The 17,723-nt window shown below is 69.9% G+C and carries 18 protein-coding genes; 7 read left to right on the plus strand and 11 right to left on the minus strand.

Annotated features, from left to right (window positions below; all coding sequences use genetic code 11):
* The first annotated feature begins 21 nt into the window (after window positions 1-21).
* The 3 genes from P2T62_RS15995 to asnB (P2T62_RS16005) all read left to right on the plus strand — a co-directional run bounded on the left by P2T62_RS15995 (window position 22) and on the right by asnB (P2T62_RS16005) (window position 4,036).
* Entirely contained in the window at window positions 22-1,152 is a 1,131-nt protein-coding gene (locus P2T62_RS15995; RefSeq protein WP_276258068.1) for a glycosyltransferase family 4 protein, read from the plus strand.
* A complete protein-coding gene (locus P2T62_RS16000; protein ID WP_276258069.1) occupies window positions 1,145-2,119 on the plus strand; it encodes a glycosyltransferase family 2 protein in 975 nt (324 codons plus the stop codon). The genes P2T62_RS15995 and P2T62_RS16000 overlap by 8 nt, the downstream gene beginning before the upstream one ends.
* A gap of 63 nt (window positions 2,120-2,182) precedes the next feature.
* Entirely contained in the window at window positions 2,183-4,036 is a 1,854-nt protein-coding gene (gene asnB, locus P2T62_RS16005) for an asparagine synthase (glutamine-hydrolyzing) (protein ID WP_276258070.1), read from the plus strand.
* An 80-nt stretch (window positions 4,037-4,116) separates the two neighbouring features.
* Here asnB (P2T62_RS16005) and P2T62_RS16010 read toward each other — a convergent pair whose 3' ends face one another.
* Window positions 4,117-5,223, minus strand: a complete 1,107-nt coding sequence (locus P2T62_RS16010; protein WP_276258071.1) for a glycosyltransferase — start codon at window positions 5,221-5,223, stop codon at window positions 4,117-4,119.
* A gap of 100 nt (window positions 5,224-5,323) precedes the next feature.
* Here P2T62_RS16010 and asnB (P2T62_RS16015) point away from each other — a divergent pair, with 100 nt between their 5' ends.
* Both asnB (P2T62_RS16015) and P2T62_RS16020 read left to right on the plus strand, forming a co-directional pair.
* Window positions 5,324-7,243 (plus strand): asparagine synthase (glutamine-hydrolyzing), encoded by a 1,920-nt coding sequence (gene asnB / locus P2T62_RS16015; protein ID WP_276258072.1) that lies wholly within the window; start codon window positions 5,324-5,326, stop codon window positions 7,241-7,243.
* Between the two features lie 85 nt (window positions 7,244-7,328).
* A complete protein-coding gene (locus tag P2T62_RS16020) occupies window positions 7,329-8,543 on the plus strand; it encodes a hypothetical protein (protein WP_276258073.1) in 1,215 nt (404 codons plus the stop codon).
* On the opposite strand, the gene P2T62_RS16025 is transcribed toward P2T62_RS16020, so the two are convergent.
* The 9 genes from P2T62_RS16025 to P2T62_RS16065 form a co-directional block, all read right to left on the minus strand.
* A complete protein-coding gene (locus P2T62_RS16025; protein WP_276258074.1) occupies window positions 8,472-8,780 on the minus strand; it encodes a hypothetical protein in 309 nt (102 codons plus the stop codon). The two genes, P2T62_RS16020 and P2T62_RS16025, sit on opposite strands and share 72 nt — an antisense overlap.
* 25 nt (window positions 8,781-8,805) lie before the next feature.
* Window positions 8,806-9,903, minus strand: a complete 1,098-nt coding sequence (locus P2T62_RS16030) for a glycosyltransferase family 4 protein (protein WP_276258075.1) — start codon at window positions 9,901-9,903, stop codon at window positions 8,806-8,808.
* A gap of 79 nt (window positions 9,904-9,982) precedes the next feature.
* Window positions 9,983-11,425 carry a sugar transferase gene (locus P2T62_RS16035; RefSeq protein ID WP_276258076.1) on the minus strand — a complete coding sequence of 481 codons (1,443 nt, stop codon included), beginning with the start codon at window positions 11,423-11,425 and terminating at the stop codon, window positions 9,983-9,985.
* Window positions 11,426-11,498: 73 nt separating this feature from the next.
* Entirely contained in the window at window positions 11,499-12,485 is a 987-nt protein-coding gene (locus tag P2T62_RS16040; RefSeq protein ID WP_276258077.1) for an NAD-dependent epimerase/dehydratase family protein, read from the minus strand.
* A 92-nt stretch (window positions 12,486-12,577) separates the two neighbouring features.
* The gene (locus P2T62_RS16045; RefSeq protein ID WP_276258078.1) at window positions 12,578-13,009 is read right to left on the minus strand and encodes a type II toxin-antitoxin system VapC family toxin; all 432 of its coding nucleotides are present in this window, start codon (window positions 13,007-13,009) and stop codon (window positions 12,578-12,580) included.
* Window positions 13,010-13,279, minus strand: a complete 270-nt coding sequence (locus P2T62_RS16050; RefSeq protein WP_276258079.1) for an AbrB/MazE/SpoVT family DNA-binding domain-containing protein — start codon at window positions 13,277-13,279, stop codon at window positions 13,010-13,012.
* A 135-nt stretch (window positions 13,280-13,414) separates the two neighbouring features.
* Window positions 13,415-14,170 (minus strand): UTP--glucose-1-phosphate uridylyltransferase AglF, encoded by a 756-nt coding sequence (gene aglF, locus P2T62_RS16055; protein ID WP_276258080.1) that lies wholly within the window; start codon window positions 14,168-14,170, stop codon window positions 13,415-13,417.
* 289 nt (window positions 14,171-14,459) lie between these two features.
* A complete protein-coding gene (locus tag P2T62_RS16060; protein ID WP_276258081.1) occupies window positions 14,460-15,263 on the minus strand; it encodes a type II CAAX endopeptidase family protein in 804 nt (267 codons plus the stop codon).
* Between the two features lie 160 nt (window positions 15,264-15,423).
* Window positions 15,424-16,008: a J domain-containing protein gene (locus P2T62_RS16065; RefSeq protein WP_276258082.1), complete on the minus strand. Its 585-nt coding sequence runs from the start codon at window positions 16,006-16,008 to the stop codon at window positions 15,424-15,426.
* Window positions 16,009-16,373: 365 nt separating this feature from the next.
* Here P2T62_RS16065 and P2T62_RS16070 point away from each other — a divergent pair, with 365 nt between their 5' ends.
* Together P2T62_RS16070 and P2T62_RS16075 are read left to right on the plus strand one after the other, a co-directional pair.
* Window positions 16,374-16,772, plus strand: a complete 399-nt coding sequence (locus tag P2T62_RS16070; protein WP_276258083.1) for a TRAM domain-containing protein — start codon at window positions 16,374-16,376, stop codon at window positions 16,770-16,772.
* Between the two features lie 184 nt (window positions 16,773-16,956).
* Window positions 16,957-17,277 carry a DUF5811 family protein gene (locus tag P2T62_RS16075; protein WP_276258084.1) on the plus strand — a complete coding sequence of 107 codons (321 nt, stop codon included), beginning with the start codon at window positions 16,957-16,959 and terminating at the stop codon, window positions 17,275-17,277.
* Between the two features lie 45 nt (window positions 17,278-17,322).
* Here the strand turns inward: P2T62_RS16075 and P2T62_RS16080 are convergent, their stop codons facing one another.
* A complete protein-coding gene (locus P2T62_RS16080) occupies window positions 17,323-17,616 on the minus strand; it encodes a DUF8015 family protein (protein ID WP_276258085.1) in 294 nt (97 codons plus the stop codon).
* Window positions 17,617-17,723: the final 107 nt, after the last annotated feature.

Genomic DNA, 17,723 nt, shown 5'->3' on the forward strand with positions numbered 1-17,723 from the left:
TGATGTTGTCCCTCTTCGGTAATGCGCGTCGTCCTCCTCACGCTCAACGCCTACGATATGCTCGTCGGCGACGGCGAGACGGTCGGAGGCGCCCAGCTCCAGCAGGTGCTCATCGGCCGGGCGCTCGCCGACCGTGGACACGACGTAATCTTCGTCGAGAACGACGCCGAGCACAAGACCGAGACGACGGTTGATGGGGTTCGGATTGTGACGCGACCCTCCCGCGAGGATGGTAACGCCATCCTGCGTGCCGTTCTCCGCTTACTCGACCTGACGGCCTTGCTGGGCCGGATCGACCCTGACGCCTGCTACGTCCGGATGCCGCTGTTCGAGCTGTTGCCCACGGCAGTCTACTGTGCCGTGACCCACACCCGGCTGGTGTACGGCTTCGCTCACGACTCCGAGCTGGGGACCGACCCCGTGGTGTTCGAGAGCCGATTGACCGACAACGCCGTCTACCGACGGGCGATCCGCACCGCACGGGCGACCGCCGACGTTCTGGTCGCACAGAACGCCCATCAGGAGCGACTGGCCCGCAAGCAGTACGACTGCCCGGTCGTCCGGATTCCGAACGGCTACGAGCCCCGCGATGATCCCGGCCCCTCGCCGTTCCCCGACGACCGACCGGTCGTGCTGTGGGTGTCGACGCTCCGGCCATGGAAGCGCCCGGAGCTGGTGCTGGAGCTGGCCGACCGCATCCCCGAGGCGCTGTTCGTCATCGTGGGCCCGGCGGCCGACGAGGCGCCCGAGTTGTACGAGAGGGTCCGGGAGGGCGCACGCCAGCGTGACAACGTCCGGTTCGAGGGGTTCGTCCCCTACGAGGAAGTGGACGCCTACTTCGCAGCGGCCGACCTCTTCTGCAACACCTCGACCGACGAGGGGTTCCCCAACACGTTCCTCCAGGCGTGGGCCTACGGAACGCCCGTGGCGACTCTGACCGTCGACCCGGACGGAATCGTGAGCAGCGAGCCGGTCGGCGTCCACGGCGACGGCGACGTCGACCGGCTCGCGGCGGCCATCGACGAGGCACTCGGCGACACCGAACGGCTCGGATCACTCGAGACGGGGGCCAGGGAGCACTTCCGCCGCCATCACGCGATCGGCGCGGTTGCCGACCGGTACGAACGTGTCCTCGGCGGTAGTGATGACTGAGAGTTCACCGGTACCGTCGGCCGATAGTGAGGGGGGTACTCTCGTCCCCCGCTTCACCGTCTTCACTCCGACGTACGAACGGGCGGACGTCCTCAACCGGCCGTTCGAGAGCCTGTGCGAGCAGTCCCACGACTCGTTCGAGTGGGTGGTCGTCGACGACAACTCCGCCGACGGGACGGCCGACCTGGTCAAACGATTCGCCGACGAGGCCCCGTTCCCCGTGCAGTTCCGGCAGCAGGACCCGGACCGACCCGGGAAGCATCGAGCGTTCGCGCTCGGACTCGAGTGCGCGCGTGGCGAGTTCTTCCTCCCGCTCGACGCCGACGACTGCCTGGTTCCGGACGCGCTCGAGACGCTCGAGCGACGGTGGCGCGAGATCCCACCGGCCGAGCGCGAGACGTACGCGGGCGTGACCGGGCTCTGTGTCGACCAGCACGACCGACTGATCGGCGACCGGTTCCCCGAGTCCCCGTTCGACTCAACCATCCTCGACAACCGGTACCGGCACGGGATCCGCGGTGAGAAGGCTGGCTTCGTCCGCACGGCCGTCCTCCGGAAGTACGGATTCCCGGATATCGACGAGCGGTTCGTCCCCGAGAGCCTCGTCTGGGACGAAATCGCGACCGCCTACCGGACACGGTACGTGAACGACGTGGTTCGGGTCTACTGGCAGGACGACTCCGACGACTCCGACCAGCTGACCGCGCTTGACCCGGCGACCGTCGCAGCAGGTCACGCTCGCTTCCACCGCAGGCGACTCGAGGACCAGCTGGACTGGTTCTGGGACTCCCCGCTCGAGTTCTGCCGCTCGGCCGTTCACTACGGCCGGTTTTCACGCCACGAGGGGCGGGGAATCCTCGCGCAGCTCCGGCAGCTCGACTCGGGCGGCGGGCGACTCCTCTGTCTGCTCGCTGCCGCTCCCGCCGTCGCCCTCTACCTCCGTGACCGGGTCAGACACGGTCGGTGAGCTCCCCCGCGTTCAGCTGTGGAAAGCAACAGGTTCAGAATCCACCGGCCCGCGGTGGAGTGTATGTGCGGCATCGGCGGCAAGCTCTCGTTCACGTCCCGTCCGGACCCCGATCTCGGCGACGCGATGACCGCCTGCATGGACCACCGCGGTCCGGATGCCGAGGGCGTGTACGCGACCGGCCCGGCGCTTCTCGCTCACACCCGCCTCTCTATCCTCGACCTCTCGGCGGCCGGGCGCCAGCCGATGGCCAACGCCGACGACAGCGTCCACATCGTCTTCAACGGCGAGATCTACAACTACCGCGAGCTCCGCGACCGGGTCGACCACTACCCGTTCCGTTCGGAGACCGACACGGAGGTCCTGCTCCACCTGTACGAGGAGTACGGCACCGACTGCCTGCAGTACCTGCGCGGGATGTTCGCGTTCGCCATCTGGGACGAGCGCGAGGAGCGACTGTTCCTCGCGCGCGACCGCCTGGGGCAGAAGCCCCTCTTCTTCCGGAACACGGACGGGGCGTTCTGGTTCGGCTCGACCATCAAGACGCTCCTCGCCGACCCGGCGGTCCCGGCCGAACCGGACCTGTCGGCCATCCGTGAGTACCTCACCTACCAGTACACCCCACACCCGAAGACGGGGTTCGAGGGCATCGCACAGCTCGCCCCCGCCGAGTACGCCATCGTCGACGAGGACGGGATGGACCGCGAGCAGTACTGGTCGCTCTCCTTTGCCGACCAGTTCGACGCCGGGCCCTACGCCCTCGCAGCACGGCTACGCGAGGAGCTGCGGGAGGCCACGCGCCTCCGGATGCGCAGCGACGTGCCGGTCGGGGTCTTCCTCTCGGGCGGTGTCGACTCCTCCATCGTCACGGCGCTGATGAGCGACCTCGCCGACGAGCCGGTCAACACCTACTCCATCGGTTTCGACAGGGCGGCCTACGACGAACTCGAGTTCGCCCGCGAAGTCGCCAGCGAGTACGAGACGAACCACACGGAGTACACCGTCCAGCCGGATGCGATGGAGGTGTTCCCGGAGCTGATCGAGCAGTACGAGATGCCGTTCGGCGACCCGTCGGCGCTCCCGACCTACTACGTCTCGGAGATGGCGAGCCAGGACACGACGGTCGCGCTGGGTGGCGATGCCGGTGACGAGACGTTCGCCGGCTACGACCGCTACACCCGCGAGTGGGTCGTCTCGCAGCTGGCCCGGCTCCCCCGTCCGCTCCGGGAGTCCGGCGCCGGAACGCTCCGTGCACTGCCGAAGCCGATCCGGCGCCAGCAGCTCCTCCATTACGCGCGTCGGGCCCTCGAAATCGCCGACGAGGAGCCCACCCAGCGGTACGCCCGGTTCATCTGCCACGCGCTCGGCGACCAGGTCGATGAAGTGTGGGACGGGCCCACGCCGGACAACGAACTCCGGAACCTCCGCGAGGCGTTTGAACGCGCGGACGGCCCGACCCGGATGGACGAGATCACCCACGTCGACATCATGACCTACCTCCCCGACGACCTGCTGGTCAAGGTCGACCGCGCGAGCATGGCCCACTCGCTGGAGGTCCGCTCGCCGTTCCTCGACCCCCGGTTCATGGAGTTCGCGGCCCGCGTCCCCGCAGAGTACAAGTGGCGCCGGGGGAACAAGAAGTGGCTCCTCAAGCGAGCCTTCGAGGACCTCCTCCCCGACCGGGTCCTGACCCGGGAGAAGCAGGGGTTCGGCGTCCCCATCGACGAGTGGTTCCGCGGCGACCTCCGCGATTTCGGGCGCGAGAAACTGGACCGGCTCGGCAGCCGTGACCCGTTCGACGGCCCCGGCATCGACACGGTCTACGACGAACACCTCGACGGCCGTGCCGACCACGGCTACCGGATTTGGGACCTCGTCATGCTGGAAGGCTGGTACGAGCGGTTCATCGACGACTGACGCCCGCCTTCGCACTGCACCCCCAATCACTCCCATTATAAATGGAATTATGTCGAATTTTCCTCAAAATATCTCGATTATTATAATTTCCCATATAGACGTCCGAATTCATCCACCATCGCCGCGATACTGAACTCGTCGCGGGCCCGTCGGGCGGCCGTCCGACCGAGTGTGGCCGCGCGTTCGTCAGCAGCGAGTAGGTCCTCGATTGCCGCCCCCAGCGCCGCCGGATCACGCGGCGGCACGTGGACGCCGTGTTCCCCGTCCGCAACCAACTCCGCACAGCCGTCGACGGGCGTCGTCACGATGGGCAGCCCGGCACACATCGCCTCCAGCAGCGCCCCGGGGAGCCCCTCGTAGTGCGACGGGAAGGCGAACAGGTCGAACAGCGCGAGCAGTTCAGGCACGTCGTCACGCCGCCCCAGCAGATGGACCGATGACTCGATACCGAGCCGCCCGGCGTGGGTCCGGAGCGCGTCGCGCTCCGGGCCGTCGCCGACTAGCACCAGCTCGGCGTCGGGGTGAGCCGCCAGTACGGCGGGCCACGCGTCCAGCAGGTCGTGGTGGCCCTTCCGCTCGACCAGCCGGCCGACCGTCCCGACGACCGGTCCGTCGCCGAGTCCCAGTTCCGCGCGTAGTCCCTCCGGTTCCTGGACGTCGTAGGCGTCTACGTCCCGTCCGTTCCGGACGACCGACACCTGCTCCGGGTCGACGCCCCGTCCCCGAACCCACTCGGCCCCCGCCTCCGAGTTCGAGACGACGTGGTCCGAGAGGCCGAGCGTCGCGCGGTCGACGAGGTCACGGTGGAGCGGCAAGGACTCCGGCACCTCCCGGACACCGGTGACGACAGTCGTCTCCGGGCTCACCTGCCCGACCAGCCGCGCGAGGACGTTGTCGAAGTAGAGGAACGACTGGAGGACGGCCGGACGCTCACGGCGGAGTTCCCGTCCGAGTCGAAGCGCCGGCCGCGGGTCAATCTTGCTCGCGGCACCGAGTGACCGGACTGGCACGTCCGCGGCCACATCGTCGGCCAGCGGTCCCGGCTCGGTTATGGTCCAAATCATCGGGGGAAACCGGTCGCGATCCAGCCCGTTCACCAGGTCGACCAGCGTCCGCTCGGTCCCCCCGACCGCGAGCGTCCCGATGAGGTACCAGACCTGCGTCCGGTCATCGCCGGTCGCCGTCATCGACGGACCAGTGTCGAGGGGCAGGCAAAGGCCTTCGGAGTCGCCGCGACGACGCCCCGGGACAGTAACCTTCTCCCGGCCCCCCTGCTTCCGACGACCCATGTGCGGCATCGCCGGCGTCCTCGATCCCTCCTCGCTCCCCGACGAGGACGCCCTTCGGCGGATGAACGACTGCCTGGCCCATCGGGGCCCCGACGACGCCGGCATCCACGTCGACGAACCGGTCGCACTCGCACACCGTCGGCTCTCCATCATCGACCCCGAGTCCGGCCAGCAGCCGATGTTCAACGAGGACCGCTCCGTGGCGGTCGTGTTCAACGGCGAGATCTACAACCACCGCGAGCTCCGCGACGAACTCGCGAGCAGCCACACCTTCCGGACGGACGCCGACACGGAGGTGCTGGTCCACCTGTACGAGGAGCACGGGCCATCGTTCGTCGAGCGGCTCGACGGGATGTTCGCGTTCGCGCTGTGGGACACCGACCGCGAGCGCCTCGTCCTCGCCCGCGACCGGATGGGCATCAAGCCGCTCGTCCTCGCCCGCGACGGTGACCGGCTGGCGTTCGCTTCGGAACTCCCGGCGCTGTTCGAGCCCGACATCGACCTCGGGGGCCTGGACCGCGCCGCGCTCGGGACGTACTTCTGCCTCGGCTTCGCCCCGGCGCCACGGACCGCGTTCCGGAACGTTCGCAAGCTCCGGCCCGGCGAACTCGCCGTCGTCGAGTGCGCGGACGGTGGCCGCGACGAGGGCTCGCTCTCGGTCGACCGGCGACGCTACTACAGGCCGAGCATCGAGCCGCGCGATCCCTCCATCGACACGGCCGCGACCGAACTCCGGCGTCGCGTCGAGCGCGCGGTCGAGCGGCGGCTGATGAGTGACGTGCCGCTCGGCGCGTTCCTCTCGGGCGGGCTGGACTCCAGCATCGTCGTCGGGACGATGGCCGACCTGCTGGACGAGCCGGTCCGGACGTTCACGGTCGGCTTCGACGAGGCCCGGTTCGACGAGTCCTGGGCGGCTCGCGAGGTCGCCGACCACCACGACACCGACCACCACGAGTACACGGTCACGCCCGACGACGTCCGGGAGACCATCCCGGGCGTGCTGGACCGCCTCGGCGAGCCGTTCGCGGACCCGTCGCTGATCCCGACGAGCGTGGTCGCCCGCGAGACCGCGCGCGACGTGACGGTCGCGCTCTCGGGTGACGGCGCGGACGAACTGTTCGCCGGCTACAGCAAGTACCGCGGAGAGCACCTCTCGACGTACTACCGGGCGCTGCCCGGGCCGGTCCGCGGCGCGGTCGACCGCCTGCTCGGGGCCGCGCCCGTCGACCGGACGAGCCGCGTCGGCGAACTCGGGCGCCAGGCACGGAAGTTCCGGCGCGGCTCCGAGCCGGACCCGGTGGCGCGGCACCTCGCGTGGCTCCGGCTCCCCGACGCCGACGCTGCCCGTGCCGTGGCGCCGCTCGACCCGGAGCGCCGGGCCCGGGCGGACCTCGAGGACGCCCACCGCGACGCCCGCCGGATGCTCCCCGGGGGCGACGCGTTCGGCCGGATGCTCGCCGTCGACACCCGCTTCGGGCTCCCCAACCAGATGCTCCACAAGGTCGACCTCGCGGGGATGTACTCCTCGCTGGAGGTCCGCGTGCCGTTCCTGGATAGAGCGGTCGTCGAGTACGCCCTCTCGCTCCCGACCGGGCAGAAGATCACCGCCCGCGAGCAGAAACGCGTCCTCCGACGGGCGTTCGACGACGTGCTCCCCGAGCGCATCCGACAGCGCGGCAAGCAGGGGTTCGATATGCCCGTCGGCGAGTGGCTGACGGGACCGCTCGCCGGCGACTTCCGCGGGGCACTCGAGTCCATCCGTGCGCCGTTCCTCGACCGGGGGGCGGTGCGTGAGGTGTTCGACGCCCACCGCGAGGGTCGGGCCGACCACGCGAAGTTCCTCTGGAGCGTCTACGTCTACGGCCGCTGGGAGCGTCGCCTCCGCGAGGAGGGCGTCCCGCTCGGTCTCGACGGCTGAGACGCCGCCACCGCCAGCCGGTGAGCGGCGATGTCCGTCCGGCGACCGTCGGATATATCGCCCAGTGGTGACGCACGTCGGGTAGATGACGCCTCAGGAGACGGTCGCGGTCCTCGCGGCGACGGCCGTGGTCCTCGCGGTCTTCCTCGCCGTCGCCCGGTGGGTCGGGAACCGCTGGTACGCCGGCGCCGGAACCGTCGCGCTCCTCGGGCACGCGGCGTTCGGCGCCCTCGTGCTGCCACGGCTCCCCTACGCCTGGGATATCGGGCGGTTCCACTACCGGGCGACACTCATCCTGAGCGGCGAGTTGCCACCGACGAACCCGACCATCAACTCCTTCGCCGGACTCCAGGCGGTCCTCTACAGCGTCTTCGGGCCCGACCCGACCGTCGTCGCGGTGTTCAACGGGCTCTGTGCCGTGCTGGTCGCCCTTCCGGCGGCCGACCTCGCACGGCGGCTCTATCCCGGGCTGTCGACGACTCGTGGCCTCGTCGCGACCGTCCTGTTCCTCCCGCTCCCGTTCGTCTTCCTGACGATCCCGATGCGGGATGCGCTCGGCGTCCTGCTGTTCTTCAGCCTGCTCGCCGCGGTCGCCCGGGCCTACGACGGGGAGACGTGGCCGGTCGTCCTCGGGATTCCGCTGTGGGGTGCATTGAGTCTCCTCCGGCCCGAGCTGGGGGCCATCCTCCTGGCTGGTGGCGTGGCCGGCGCCGTGGTGAAGGCCATCGATGTGGTGGCCGAGCGGCCGGTGACGCTCCGCGGGCTCGTCGCCCTCGCGGCGGTTCCGGGGGTCGTCGCCCTGCCGTTCCTCGTTCCGAGGCTCCCCGTCGCGCCGTTCGCGGAGCGCCTGCAGCGTCGGGCCGTCGGCGGCGCCATCTATCTCGACGGCTTCAGCTACGAGACCGGTCTCGATGTCGTCCTCGCCGCCCCCGCACGGGCGCTGTACTTCCAGTACGCCCCGTTCCCGCTTCACGCCACCTCCGCGTTCGACGTGGTCTCGGCCCTGCTGCTCCCCGTCCTCATCGTCCTCACGGTCGCGGCCTACCGGTCGGCCCGCGAGTGCGAGCGCGACCTCGCCGTCCTCGTCCTGCTGCTCGCGGCGTACGTCCTCGGTGTCGTCGGCTACGGCCTCGTCGACACGAACTTCGGGACGACGGTTCGGCACCGCGTGCCGTTCACGTTCCTGCTGTGTGTCCTCGCGACCCCGACGATCGAGCGATGGGCGACGCTACTCCTCGGAGCGGTCGGACTCGACATCGTCGTCGACAGCACGCCCGCGCCCGAGCGGGTCGGCGACTGACCAGACCAGCGCCGCCGTCACGGCGAACAGCGCGACGAAACTGAGGAACTTCACCGACGCGTTCATGCTCGAACGCAGCACCGAGACCACGCTCACCAGCAGCACCACGCCGACGACGGCCTGCTGGACGCGCTCGTTCGTGGCGAGCGAGACGGCCGCACTGTCCGCTACCCACTCCCGGAGCGTCGCGACCGCCCGGTAGAGGGCCGACCCCCGAACCGTCTTCCGCAGGTCCATACCCGACCGACTCGCGCCGACGCCGTTAGCCGTTGCGGTCGGCGATGTGCTCGAGCGCGGCCGTCGTCTGCGCGACCGTGCTCGCCCAGTCGTGTTCCTCGACGACCGCCGTCCGTGGCTCACGCTCGGTCCCGTCGAGGACCGCACGTAGCCCGGTCGCGAACCCCTCGACGTCGCCCACAGGGACGGCCCGCCCGACCCCCTCGACGACGGGGGCGACCTGTTCGAGGTCGCTGACGACCGCCGGGACGCCGGAGGCGAGCGCCTCCAGCACGGTCCGGGGGAGTCCCTCCGCACGCGAGGGGAGCACGAGCGCGTCCGCAGCCCGGTACACCGCGGGCATCTCGTCGTAGGGGACGTGCCCGAGGACGGTGACGGCGTCGCCCAGCCCGCGTTCGGCGATATCCGCGTCGAGTGCCTCGCGTAGCGGGCCGTCGCCACAGACGACCAGCCGCGCGTCGGGGTGGGTCCCGCGGAGCCGGTCCAGCGCGGCCACGGCGTCGGCCGGGCGCTTCCCCTCGACGAGCCGACCGACGAACAGGACCACCGGCTCGCCGTCGGGTACGCGCTCGCTCGTCGGGCCGTCCGGCGTGAACCGGGACGTGTCGATCCCGTTCGGGACGACCTCGACGGGTGCGCTGACGCCGACCCCGCGGAGCCGCTCGCGGTCCGCCTCGGTGTAGCAGAACACCACCTCGCTCTGGTCGAACGTCCACCGGCCGGCCGTCCGGAGGTAGGCATCGAAGACGGCCTCGGGGGCGGTCTGGGAGTAGAGCCCGTGGTTCGTCATCGCCAGCGGCGGCCCGCCGAGCCGCCGGGCGACGGCCGCGAGGTTCGTCGAGAAGTACAGGTGCGAGTGCGCGTGGACCACGTCGAACGCGTCGGCGTGCCGGCGCAGATAGCGGGCCACGCCGACCGAGATGTCGTTCCCGAGCGCCGAGACGGTGGCCGGCCGGCGGACGACCCGGTAACCGTCCCGCTCGGCCTCGCCCCGCTCGCCGACGGTCAGGACGGTCACGTCGTGGCCCCGCGCCGCCTGGTCGCGCGACATCGCGTGGACGTGGTACGGTCCGCCCCCCGTCACGTCCGGGTAGACCTTCTGTGCGACGCGGAGGATACGCATCACTCCGGGGTGGCCCGGGCGGCCACATCAACGGTCCGGTGTCGCCCGGGCCCGGGTGGCGACGAGGTCGAGGAAGCCGTCACTCGGTCTCCGGGGGCCGACCGACGACCGTTCTGGCGAGGTCGATGACCACCATCCACACCTGCCGCGTGACGATCTTCAGGTCGAACCAGAAGCTCTGGCGTCGGATGTACTCCACGTCGTACCGGAGCTTGGTCTCCGGGTCGAGGCTCGTCGCGCCGTTGATCTGTGCCAGTCCCGTCAGGCCGGGCTTGACGAACCAGCGCTTGCGCCAGTCCTCCGCTTTGGCCTCCAGGTGGGTCTCCTCGCCGGTCCACGTCGCACGCGGTCCGACGACGCTCATGTCACCGACGAGGATGGACCAGAGCTGGGGTAACTCGTCCAGGTGGGTGCGGCGGATGAACCAGCCCACGCGCGTGATGCGGTCGTTCCCCTCGTCGGCCACCGGTTCGGTGTCGTCGGCACGGGTCTCGCGCATCGAGCGGAACTTGAACACGTCGAACGTGTCGCCAAAGGCCGCGGTCCGCTCCTGCCGGTACAGCACACTCCCCCCGTCGTCCAGCTTGATGGCCAGCGTGATGGCGAGCATCACGGGCGAGAGCACCAGCAGCCCGATGCTCGCGAACGCGATGTCGAACGCGCGCTTGAGGAAGTGGTCCTGCGGGTCCCAGGGCTCGAGCTCCACGTCGACCAGTTCGCCCTGTCCGAAGCCGCTGGTCAGGACGCTGTCGGCGTGCTGGCGGTGGACCTTCGCGGCCACGCCGTGCTCGTAGCACGTATCCAGCGCGCCGAAGAACTCCGCACGGTCGGGTTCGGCGAACGCCAGCACCACGGCGTCGACGTCGTGTTCGACGAGCACCTCGTCCAGCCGGGAGAGGCCGCCCAGCGACGGGAGGTCGGCCAGACGACCGCCGCCGCCGTCGGTCAGCCCGAGCGCGGTCTCGATCTCGGGGTCGGCAGCCACTGCCAGCTCCCGCGCCGTTCCCGGGGGCGAGACGTACCCCAGGACGGACTCCCGCACCGCGTCGAGGATGTCGGCCATCGCGGCCGGGTCGTCACCGACCAGGATGGTGCGTCCGCCCACCTCGCGGGGGCGCCGCCGGATGGCGACGAACCACACGGGCAGGCCGACCAGCAGGACCCACGTCGTGAACAGCAGCGTCACCCGGGGCAGGCGGTAGGTGTAGTCGAAGTAGCCCACGGCCGCGAGCGTCACGGTCGCGAGCAGCGTTCGCTCGGCGGCCATCGAGGCCGTATCCAGGATCCGGCGGGACCGCGGTTTGAGCAGCGGCCCCAGCGCCGCCAGCACGACGACCGCCGTCGTCACCGTCTCCCCCGCCAGCTCCAGCCCGGTCGCGGGCTCGATCGGCAGGTTCCCGATGACGGGGATCGCCCGGAGTAGCGACTGCACGAACGGGAGGTTGGCGGCGACGACGGCGGCGACCACCAGCACGATGGTCCCGCCGACGCCGGCGATACGGTACCGCCACCCCGTTGTCATCGCTCGTGGCTCCGGTACGACGGCCGATAAGTGCAACGGGAGCGTCAGACGCGCCCGTGTGGGCCGGTCGCTGTCAGGACGCCCGCACCAGCGGCTCGTACCAGTCCCGATTCTCGCGGTACCAGCCGACGAACTCCCGGACGCCCTCGCGGATGTCGTGGGTGGGCTCGTAGCCCAGGAGGTCGCCCGCCTTGCTCACGTCGGCGTGAGTGTGCTCGGCGTCGGCGTCGTGGCGCTCATCGAACTCGAACTCCAGCGAGGGGTCGATCTCGTCGCGGATGACCCCCGCGAGTTCGCGGATCTCGATGTTGTCTGTCGAGCCGATGTTGACGGCCTCGCCGTCCGCGGCATCGGTCTCCAGCAGCGACAGGTTCGCCTCGACCACGTCGTCGATGTAGGTGAAATCGCGGGTCTGCGTGCCGTCACCGTAGATGACGGGGGGCTCGCCGTTCGTACAGCGCGAGACGAAGTTCGTGATGGCCATGTTCGGGCGCATCCGCGGCCCGTAGACGGTGAAGTAGCGCAGCGCGACCGCGGGGAGGTCGTACACCTCGCTGTAGGCACAGAGGTAGCGCTCGGCGGCCAGTTTGGAGGCGCCGTACGGGGAGACGGGCGTCGTCGGGTGGACCTCGTCGTAGGGGAGGTACTCCGGGACGCCGTACACCGACGAGGAGGAGGCCATCACGACCCGCTCGATGTCGCTCTCGCGGGCCGCGTCGAGGACGTTGAGCGTCCCGTCGACGTTCACCTCGTCGTAGACGCGGGGCTCGGCGACACTGTCGCGGACGCCCGCACGGCCGGCCTGGTGGTAGACGTAGTCGGCGTCGCCGACGAGGTCGGTCACGAGGGCCTCGTCGCGCACGTCGCCCTCGACGAACTCGTAGTCGGTCCCGGCGTCGGCGGCGGTCTCGCGGTGGACCTCGACGGCCCGCTCCTTGATGCCCAGGTCGTAGTACGGGTGCATCGCGTCGAGCACGGTCACGTCGTGGCCCTCGGCGAGGAACCGCTCGGCGAGGTGGCCACCGATGAAGCCCGCACCGCCCGTCACGAGGATCTGCATGGGACGGTGTCGTCGGGGGCGGGGTACAAAGGTGTCGGGACCGGTCTCACGGGTACACACGGGAGATGCCCACGGGTTCAGTCCTGGGTTGCTTACACGAACGGGTTGTCGGCGGTTTCGAGCCCGGTCACCCAATCGAAGGGTCCGAAGTCCTCGCGGTCGAAGGTGTAGAGGTACTCGATACCGGTACGGTCCATGTACGCGGCGATGGTGGCGTCACCGAATGCAGGGGTGTCGTAGGTTTCGAACAGGTCGGTGGCCCGGTGGTAGTCCTTCTGTGCGCAGTGAACGATCTCGAACCCTGCCGACTCGGTGAGACGGGTGTAGAAGTCGACGGCAGTGGCATGGCGCTTGCGCTCGTGAATCCAGTTCAGCGCCTCCAGCACGACGTAGTTCGTCACCCGGCCCGTCGGGAGGTCGCCGCGGTCGATAGCCCGGATGATGTCGCTGGCCGAGTCGTGGTGTCGGTCGTCGGCGTCGGCGGCGCCGATGAGGACCCCGGTGTCGACCAGCGCGGCGGGCATCTACGAATCCTCCGTGAACGCCGCGTCGTCTCCGTGGCCGGCGAGGTCGTGCGTGTCCGACCCGCCGCCGCCCATCGAGACGGGCTCGAAATCCTCGAAGGCGCCGTAGCGCTCGCGGACGATTTCGACCGTGAGATTGCCCTGGTCGTCGGTGTTCCACCGAAGCTTGTCGCCGGGTTCGATGTCGAGCCGCTGGCGGATGCTCGCGGGGACCGTGACGACCCCGCTGTCGCTCACCTTCGTCTCCTCCGGTGGTCCCTGCGTTGCCATATCGAGAGGTACAGGGCCAGGAGGGATACTTGTTGCGCTACTTGTGGGTCACGTCGTGGCCCTCGTTGAGGAATCGGTCGGCGAGGTGGCCACCTGGGTCAGTTGAGTAAACAGCGTTTCGACTGCTCCCTCTCGCTACTCCGTCGCTTCCGCTTCCTCGGCCGTCGCCTCGGCCTCGTACCCCTCCTGCAGGCGGCGTTCGGCCTCGTCGCGGTCCTCCGGGTAGCCAACGTCGATGCGCCAGCCCTCCATCCGGATGGCGTCGATGGTCCGGCCGGACTTGATGAGCAGGTCGATGGCGTCGCTGATCTCGTACTCGTCGCGCCCGGAGGGCTGGACGAGGTGGCAGGCGTGGAAGATGGCCGGCGTGAACGTGTAGAAGCCCGTCATCACCAGGTTCGAGGGCGGCTCGTCGGGTTTCTCGACCACGTCGACGATCTCGCCGTAGTCGTTCGTGTCACAGACCCCGTAGCGCGAGGCCTCCTCCCAGGGCACCTCCTCGACGAGGAAGGCGGCGTCCGCGCGGTCCTCCTGCTGGCGGTTGACGACGTCCTGGAGGTTCGCCTCGAAGATGTTGTCCCCCAGCATCATCATGAAATCGTCGTCGATGTGCTCCTCGGTCGTCAGGAGCGCGTGCGCGATGCCCAGCGGCTCGCGCTGGTGGCAGTACGTGATGGGCACGCCCTCGTACGTGTCGCCGTAGTGGCTGATGATCTGTTCCTTCTTGTACCCGACCACGACCAGCAGCTCGTCGGCGTCGAGCTCGACCAGGCGGTCGAAGCAGTGCGTCAGGATCGGTTTCCCGTCGACCTCCACCAGCCCCTTCGGTTTGTCCTCGGTCAACGGGCGGAGCCGCGTCCCCTCGCCCGCCGCGATGACGACTGCCTTCATACCATGGGGCTGTCCCTACGGGGGTAAATACCTTCTCGATTCCCGTGTCGCCGCCGCCCCTGTCGTACTGTGTCCCCGATAATAGAATTGTTCCGGTACTAACAGCAAGGGACCACCCACTACCGAGATATACCGGGTCCAGAGAGCGGCCTCGTGAGGGCGGCTGCGAGTCCAGCGCCGGCGGACGCACAGTCCCACGGGGGCGGAGACGGCTCGAATCGCCGCACGGGAAGCCCTCACGCGTTCGGGTGGGCGGACGGGGAGAACGAGTGATCCGGGCCGGTGTCGATCACACCGACCTCGGCGAGCGATCGACCGTGATGAAGAGGCCGGCCACGACGACCGCGGTCACGACGACGGCGAGCGCCCGCAGGCGGGTCGGCCCGTCGAGGATGCCCAGCGTCCCCAGCGTCGTGTTGATCGAGGCATGGAGCAGCACCGCCAGCAGGAGGCTCTCGGTCCGCGTCACGACCCACGCGAAGAGCACCGACCAGCCGGTCACCAGGGGGACGAACCAGACGAGCGGCAGGTCACCGATGATTGCCTCGCCCCCCGGGAGGACAAAGAACGGGAGATGCCAGAGCCCCCACACGAGGCCCACCCCGAGGCCCGCCGGCAGCGTCCCCACCGACCCTGCCAGTAGCGGCTGGAGGTAGCCACGCCAGCCGACCTCCTCGGCCAGCGGCCCCCCGACGACGATGTTCACGAGGAAGACGACCGGCAGGAGGAGGTACTCCTGTCGCCCGGGGAGGTCGGCCGGGAACGTCGGTGCCGGAACGCTCCCACCCAGGAGGAGCTGGACGCCGGCGGCGAGGCCGACCATCGCCGGGATCCCGAACAGCGCGACCGCGTACCAGACGGGCCCGACACGCCACCGGAGGAGGCGACGAAGCAGCCGGCTCACCCCACTGCGACCCTGGTCACGGTACGTCAGGCCGACCGCCACAATCGAGGGCACCCACGCCCCGAGCAGGACGAAGGCGACGAGCAGGTCCGGAAGGAGGAGCGCCCCCGCTGTCCAGAGCAGCCACGCGAGGCCGACCGTCAGGGCGAGGTACAGTGCGACGGGCTGCCACGGCGACTCCGGATTCATCGATGTCGACCCGATGCCGGACGTGGGGAAAAAGCTGTGTGCTCTCACGGACGGCGACGCCCGCACTCCCTGCCCACCGTCGGGTTGCCTCTCCCCGAGACGCGCCCGTGGCGGGGACCGAATCCACGGATCGATGGGCCAGGAACGGCCGGAGCCGCCTTCAGTCCGTGAGGTGCTCGTAGGCCTCCGTGACCTCCTTGAACGCCTCCTCGTCGCCGTCCTCGGTGTCCGGATGCGTCTCCTTGACGAGCCGGCGGTAGGCCCGCTTCACGTCGGTCTCGTCGGCCCCGGGTTCCAGCCCGAGCGTGGCGTACGCCTCGCCGTCCGTCGGCCCGTCGCGGGCCGCGACCTGGCCACCGGCCCGGCCGCGGGTCCCCCCCGGGCCGCGCTGCTGGTAGCGGTACTCCCATCGTTCCCGGCCCCCGGGCGGCGTCCACTCCTCGCGGGGACCGGCGCCGAACCCGGCGCTGGCCCGGCGGCCTCCACCACGCTGCCCGCGGCCACCGTCGGCGCGGCCACGACGCTCACGGCCGCTGTTGGCGCGGGCGCGCCGCTCGACGCGCTCGTACAGCGAGGTCCGGAGCTTCCCGCTCCCCTGGTACCAGAAGAGGTAGCTCGCGCCGCCGAACGCCGCCGCCACGAACAGCGGCACCGGATCCCTGAACACGGCTGCCAGGACGACCATCAGGGCTGCCAGCCCCGCGAACACGGCGGTCATCCCCAGCAGGAGCCGCGAGTTGTTCACACGTCATCCCACGGGTCCGACACCCGTAAGCGTCTCGCCCGCGAGCCGCCGGGCGCCGGGGACCGTCGGTGGAGTGAGCGTGCGTCGATCCCGGTTCGAGTGGTACGGAGCGGGAGGGCGACACCGACGAGGGATTGTTGAAAGCCCCTGGGGCCATCCGGCCCGTTCCTTCCAGTCTCCAGTGCCTCGAACGACCTGGTGGGACCACCCCCTATCGACACCGTCCACGTGGGTCGAAGACGGAACGCACGAACTCACCTCCGGGACGATGTCCCGCGATACGGTGGCGGGATTCCGGCGGCAGGTGGCGGGATTCCGGCGGTAGGTTGAATACGCGCCCGCTGGCATGCGAACGTAGAACTCTCATGGAGATCTCCGACAAGTTGCTCTGTCTGTTCAACGCGGATGTCGAGGCCGAGGACGACCGGTTCGTCGTGGAGGTGCCACGGCGCGAGGTCGACACGGGTGCGGTCGAGGCGGGCGAGACCTATCGGGTCGCACTCATCAGCACCGAGGGGGAGGGGACCACCGAGGTCGAGGATACCTCGGAACCGTCGACGGCGCCCGACGAGCCCCAGCCGCCGGTCGAGCGCGGCGAGATCCGCTACGTCGAGGTCGAGGACCTGGGCAAGCAGGGCGACGGTATCGCGCGCGTCGAGCGCGGCTACGTCATCATCGTCCCCGGTGCCGAGGTCGGCGAGCGCGTCAAGATCGAGATCACCGAGGTCAAGTCGAACTTCGCGGTCGGCGAGATCATCGAGTAGCACGTCCACCTCCCGGTGGCCGTTCGCGACCGACGGTCGTGCCACGCCGTGGTCGGCCTGGGCGCCGTGACGGCGCGTGCTTCCCCGGGGCAGGCTCTGCCGGACCCCTGGCCGGATGTCCACATCGCGGGCGCCGCCGACGGGTTTATGCGGGGGCCACCACAACGTCCGGGCCGTTCAATCAATGCACGGAAACACGCCGTACGCGGGGGCCGAGGACGAGGAGACGACGAGCGCCCAGCGGCGCTCCCTCCGGCGCGACCTCGCGTCGGTGACAGCCTCGACGCGCTCGCTGCTCACGGACGACTTCGTCGTCGGCGGCGAGGTGACCGACGGTGCCAACGGCCTCAGCGCGACCGTCGCGGTCCGGCCGCCGGTGGGCCAGGTCGTGACGGTCCAGCTCGATCCGGAGGACCTGACCGGGGACCTCGCCTCGGAGCTCGCGGCCGGGGCCGCACTGCAGGTGCTGCGCTCGCCCGAGGGCGTCCCGGACCACGCGTCGTAACGACTCGCGACCGACCGTCCCGACCCCCGCTCGCGCGGTGACCGCTCAGACCGGCGACGCGGAGAACAGCGCCCAGCCGACGATTCCTGCCGAGATCAGACTCGCAACACCCAGCGTCAGTGTGACCGACAGCGAGGAGACCAGCGCGACGACTGCACCCAGCGCCAGCGGCGCCGGCACGGCCGCCAGCACGGCGTCGTAGCCGCCCACGTCCCGCGCCGCTGCCGCCTCGGCCTCGCTCCCCCGCGGATGGGCCTCGGCGTGGACGTGCGCGGCGACCGGGTCCGACGACTCGTCGTCGTCGGCACGGTCGCTCGGGGTGTCGGTCGACTGGCTCACGTCAGCAACGACAGCCGCGAGATAATTAAATATTATTGCTCCGGTGTGGCGCCGTCGGCACGGCGGTCGGACAGCGGTCCAGAGGACCACCAGCGCCGGGGAGACTC

This window comes from Haloglomus litoreum (assembly GCF_029338515.1).
GTDB lineage: Archaea > Halobacteriota > Halobacteria > Halobacteriales > Haloarculaceae > Haloglomus > Haloglomus litoreum.

Bases quoted from the DNA above. Each gene is read 5' to 3' on its own strand.
- P2T62_RS15995 (WP_276258068.1), top strand. From the start codon at position 22: ATGCGCGTCGTCCTCCTCACGCTCAACGCCTACGATATGCTCGTCGGC.
- P2T62_RS16000 (WP_276258069.1), top strand. From the start codon at position 1,145: ATGACTGAGAGTTCACCGGTACCGTCGGCCGATAGTGAGGGGGGTACT.
- asnB (WP_276258070.1), top strand. From the start codon at position 2,183: ATGTGCGGCATCGGCGGCAAGCTCTCGTTCACGTCCCGTCCGGACCCC.
- P2T62_RS16010 (WP_276258071.1), bottom strand. From the start codon at position 5,223: ATGACGGCGACCGGCGATGACCGGACGCAGGTCTGGTACCTCATCGGG.
- asnB (WP_276258072.1), top strand. From the start codon at position 5,324: ATGTGCGGCATCGCCGGCGTCCTCGATCCCTCCTCGCTCCCCGACGAG.
- P2T62_RS16020 (WP_276258073.1), top strand. From the start codon at position 7,329: ATGACGCCTCAGGAGACGGTCGCGGTCCTCGCGGCGACGGCCGTGGTC.
- P2T62_RS16025 (WP_276258074.1), bottom strand. From the start codon at position 8,780: ATGGACCTGCGGAAGACGGTTCGGGGGTCGGCCCTCTACCGGGCGGTC.
- P2T62_RS16030 (WP_276258075.1), bottom strand. From the start codon at position 9,903: ATGCGTATCCTCCGCGTCGCACAGAAGGTCTACCCGGACGTGACGGGG.
- P2T62_RS16035 (WP_276258076.1), bottom strand. From the start codon at position 11,425: ATGACAACGGGGTGGCGGTACCGTATCGCCGGCGTCGGCGGGACCATC.
- P2T62_RS16040 (WP_276258077.1), bottom strand. From the start codon at position 12,485: ATGCAGATCCTCGTGACGGGCGGTGCGGGCTTCATCGGTGGCCACCTC.
- P2T62_RS16045 (WP_276258078.1), bottom strand. From the start codon at position 13,009: ATGCCCGCCGCGCTGGTCGACACCGGGGTCCTCATCGGCGCCGCCGAC.
- P2T62_RS16050 (WP_276258079.1), bottom strand. From the start codon at position 13,279: ATGGCAACGCAGGGACCACCGGAGGAGACGAAGGTGAGCGACAGCGGG.
- aglF (WP_276258080.1), bottom strand. From the start codon at position 14,170: ATGAAGGCAGTCGTCATCGCGGCGGGCGAGGGGACGCGGCTCCGCCCG.
- P2T62_RS16060 (WP_276258081.1), bottom strand. From the start codon at position 15,263: ATGAATCCGGAGTCGCCGTGGCAGCCCGTCGCACTGTACCTCGCCCTG.
- P2T62_RS16070 (WP_276258083.1), top strand. From the start codon at position 16,374: ATGGAGATCTCCGACAAGTTGCTCTGTCTGTTCAACGCGGATGTCGAG.
- P2T62_RS16075 (WP_276258084.1), top strand. From the start codon at position 16,957: ATGCACGGAAACACGCCGTACGCGGGGGCCGAGGACGAGGAGACGACG.